This window comes from Kitasatospora sp. NPDC002543, assembly GCF_053594915.1.
The window spans coordinates 1-4522 of sequence record NZ_JBSFWR010000202.1; the positions used below are offsets into that span (position 1 = coordinate 1).

The 4522-nt window shown below is 73.7% G+C and carries 2 protein-coding genes; both read right to left on the minus strand.

The window, feature by feature from the left end:
* A partial coding sequence (locus tag ACWD4P_RS37865) for a type I polyketide synthase (RefSeq protein WP_449782774.1) occupies window positions 1-1599 on the minus strand: 1599 nt, incomplete at its 3' end.
* 31 nt (window positions 1600-1630) lie between these two features.
* Window positions 1631-4459, minus strand: coding sequence for a type I polyketide synthase (locus ACWD4P_RS37870; protein WP_449782775.1), 2829 nt, complete (start codon window positions 4457-4459; stop codon window positions 1631-1633).
* Window positions 4460-4522 lie beyond the last annotated feature (63 nt).

Consider the following 4522-nt stretch of genomic DNA (forward strand, 5'->3'; position numbering starts at 1 on the left):
GGCACCGACCACCGCCGCACGGTGGTCCATCGCGGCCCGCGTCGTGGCCAGCGAGAACCCGACATCCACCGGATCCAGCTCCGCATCGCCCTCCACCAGCGCCAGCAGCCGGGCCGCCTGACCCCGCAGCCCCGCCTCCGAGCGCGCCGACAGCACCCACGGCACCGCCGGGAGCCCGTCACGCTCGGTGGTCTCGACGGGCTGCTCGGCCTCGGGGGCTTCGAGGATCACATGGGCGTTGGTGCCGCTGAACCCGAAGGAGGAGACGGCGGCCCGACGCGGGCGCCCCTCGACCGCCGGCCATTCCCGCGCCTCGGTCAGCAACTCCACCGCACCGGCCGACCAGTCCACTTTCGGCGACGGCTCGTCCACGTGCAGCGTCTTCGGCATCACCCCGTGCCGCATCGCCAGCACCATCTTGATCACACCCGCCACACCCGCGGACGCCTGCGCATGACCGATGTTCGACTTCAACGACCCCAGCCACAACGGACGATCGGCCTCACGGCCCTGCCCGTACGTCGCCAGCAACGCCTGCGCCTCGATCGGATCACCCAGCGCCGTCCCCGTACCGTGCGCCTCCACCACATCCACATCCGCCGACGCCAGCCGGGCACTCGCCAACGCCTGCCGAATCACCCGCTGCTGCGACGGACCATTCGGCGCCGTCAGACCGTTCGACGCACCGTCCTGATTCACCGCACTGCCCCGCACCACCGCCAGCACCCGGTGCCCACGCCGACGCGCCTCCGACAACCGCTCCAACAGCACCACCGCCACACCCTCGGCCCACGCCGTCCCATCGGCCGACGCCGCGAACGCCTTGCACCGGCCATCGACCGCCAGCCCCCGCTGCCGCGAGAAGTCGATGAACGCACCGGGCGTCGCCATGGTCGCCACGCCGCCGGCGAGGGCCATCTCCGTCTCGCCCTGCCGCAGCGACTGCACGGCCAGGTGCAGCGCCACCAGCGAGGACGAGCACGCGGTGTCCAGCGTCACCGCCGGGCCCTCGAGACCGAGTGTGTACGACACCCGGCCCGAGGCGACACTGCCCGAGGTACCGATCCCGAGCAGGCCCTCCACCTCGTCGGGAAGCCCGTCCGTGGCGGTGGCGTAGTCGTGGTACATGACGCCGGAGTAGACCCCGATGCTGCTCCCCTTGAGCCCGGTGGGGTCGATGCCCGCCCGCTCGAAGGCCTCCCACGAGGACTCCAGCAGCAGCCGCTGCTGCGGGTCCATCGCCAGCGCCTCACGGCGCGAGATGCCGAAGAACTCGGCGTCGAACCCGGCCGCGTCTTCCAGGAAGCCGCCCTCGCGCGCATAGGAGGTGCCCACGTGGTCCGGATCCGGGTCGAACAGGCCCTCCAGGTCCCAGCCGCGGTCCTCCGGGAACCCGGAGATCGCGTCCCGCTCCTCCACCAGCAGCCGCCACAGCTCCTCGGGGGACGTCACCCCGCCTGGCAGCCGGCAGGCCATCCCGACGATCGCGATCGGCTCGGATCCGGTGGCGAGCAGGTTGCCGTTCTCCTCCCGCAGACGCTCGTTCTCCAGCAAGGAAGCACGCAGGGCTTCGACGAGCCTGGCCTCGGACGTACTCACGTTGTTCTTCCTCCGTGTTGGCTGAGGGGGATCAGTTGGTGCTGCCGAGGGCGCGGGCCACGAGGCTGTCGACGCTCATGGTCGCGATCAGGCTTCCGGCATCGGTGTCGGTGCTGCCGCCGGGCGCGGACCCGGCGGTCGCGGCTGCGGCGTCCGGCGTGTCCGCGAGCCTCAACAGGGCTTGCAGCAAGCCGAGTTCACGGAACCGGTCGAAGGGGACGGAGGCGAGGACGCGCCGCAGCCGGGCCTCCTCGGCCCGGTCGGGCACCTCGGCGACGCCGTCGGGAACGAGTTCGCCCGCCAGGTGCCGGACGAGTTCGGCCGGCGTCGGGTAGTCGAACACCAGGGTGGCCGGCAGCCGGACCCCGGTCGCGGCGGCCAGGCGGTTGCGCAGCTCGATCGCCGAGAGCGAGTCGAAGCCGACGTCCTTGAACGCCTGCTCCTCGTGGATCGCGGCGGCCGTCGCGTGGCCCAGCACACCCGCCGTCTCGGCCAGCACCAGGCCCGTCAGGTGCGCCGTGCGCTCCGCCGGCCCGGCGAGCCCCGCCAGCACATCGGCCAACGACTGCCCGGCCACCGGTCCGCCGCCCGCCACCCGGCGGGCCGAGCGCACGAGGCTCCGGAAGACGGGGGCCAGTGGCGCGGTGGCGGCCTGCCGACGCATCGCGGCGAGGTCCAACTTGGCCGGCACCAGGGCCGGTTCGGTCGAACGGAGACCGGCGTCGAACAGGGCCATGCCCTCGTCGGCCGCCAGCGGCAGCATGCCGGAGCGCGCCACCCGGTCCTGGTCGCCGTCGCCCAACTGGCCGCCCATGCCGGCCGACTGCACCCACAGGCCCCAGGCGAGCGAGCTCGCGGGCAGGCCCTGGGCCCGCCGCTGCCGAGCCAGACCGTCCAGGAAGGCGTTCGCCGCCGCGTAGTTGCCCTGGCCGGGCGTGCCGAGCGTACCGGCGACGGAGGAGAAGAGGACGAACGCGGCCAGGTCCGTGTCGCGGGTCAACTCGTGCAGGTGCCAGGCGGCGTCGACCTTCGGACGGAACACCCCGTCCAGACGCTCCGGCGTCAACGCCGTCACCACACCGTCGTCCAGCACACCGGCCGTGTGCACCACCGCCGTCAGCCCACGCTCCGCCGGCACCGAAGCCAGCAGACCGGCCACCGACGCCCGGTCACCCAGATCACAGGCCACCACGTCCACCGACTCGGCGCCCAACCCCCGCAAGCCCTCCACCAGTTCACCAACACCGGCAGCACCGGAACCTCGACGGCTCGCCAGCACCAGATGCCGCACCCCGTGCGCCACCACCAAATGCCGCGCCACCAAAGCACCCAGCGCACCACCACCGCTCACCAGCACCGTGCCCCGCGGATCCAGCGAACCGAAACCCGGCTCCGCCGCCTCCGCACCCGCACCCGCACGCACCAACCGGGGCACCCGCGCCTCCCCGCCGGCCAGCACGACCTGCGGCTCACCCGACGCCACCGCCCGCGCCACCGGACCGCGCGCGTCCGTGTCCGTGTCGACGTCCACCAGGACGAACCGGCCCGGGTTCTCCGCCTGCGCCGACCGCACCAGACCCCAGACCGCGGCCACCGCCGGATCCTGCGCCACCCCACGGGTCAGCACGACCGACGCACCGGAACCCTCACCCGCCAGCCGCTCCCGCATCCACTCCACGGCACGCCCGGCCAGCACCCGAGCCCGCTCCGGACCCTCACCGGCCACCCCACCCACCAGGTCGCCGGTCAGATCCAACACCTCCGGCTCGACAGCGCCACCCTCCGGCAGCACCACCGGCACCCACTCCACCCGGAACAGCGCATCCCCCGCACCACGCCCCGCCGACGACAACTGCTCGGCCGACACCGGGCGGGTCACCAAGGAGTCGACGGCCACGACCTGCTCACCCCGGGCGTCGAAGAGGTCGAGGGCGACGGCGTCGTCCCCCGCCCGCACGGCCCGCACCCGCAGGTGGGTGGCGCCGGCGGCGTGCAGACGGACACCGTTCCAGGCGAACGGCAGCCGGACCTCGTCGGCGGACCGCCCGGGCTCCGCGCAGAAGGTGCTCGCCTGGAGAGCGGCGTCCAGGAGTGCCGGGTGCAGGCCGTAGCGGCCGGCCTCGCCCTGGAGCTGCTCGGGCAGTTCGACCTCGGCGAAGACCTCCTCACCGCGCGTCCACACCGCCCGCAGCCCCTGGAACGACGGCCCGTACACCACACCGGCCCCGGCCTGGCGCTCGTAGAACTCCGCCGGATCCTCCGCCCGGGCGTCCACCGGAGGCCACTGCGTCAGGCTCTCGCCCGCGATGCGGCCCTCCTCGGTGAGCGTGCCGGTGGCATGCCGGATCCACGGCTGGTCGGCGGAAGCGTCCTCGGCGCGCGAGTACACGCCCACCGTCCGGCGCCCGGCCTCGTCCGCACCGGACACGGCCACCCGCAGCTGCACCCCGCCGGTGTCCGGCAGCACCAGCGGCGCCTCGATCACCAACTCCTCGACGGCACCGGCACCCACCTCGTCACCGGCCCGCAGAACGAACTCGACGAGCCCCGAGCCGGGGACCAGCGTGGCGCCGGAGACCACGTGATCGGCGAACCACGGGTGGGTGCGCAGGGAGAGTTTGGCGGTGGCGACGAGGCTGCCGTCCTCGGGCAGTTGGACCAGTGCGCCGAGCAGTGGGTGTTCGGCCGAGGTCAGGCCCGCCGCCGACACGTCACCGGTCGAGGCGCCCGACTCCAGCCAGAACCGCTCGTGCTGGAAGGCGTAGGTGGGCAGTTCCACCGTACGGGCGCCGGTGCCCGCGAACACCGCCGGCCAGTCCGGCTGGACTCCGGCCGCGAACACCGCGCCCAGTCCGGCCACCGCCGACTCCGCCTCCGGCCGACGCGACCGCACCAACGCCACACACCGGACACCCTCCCCGGC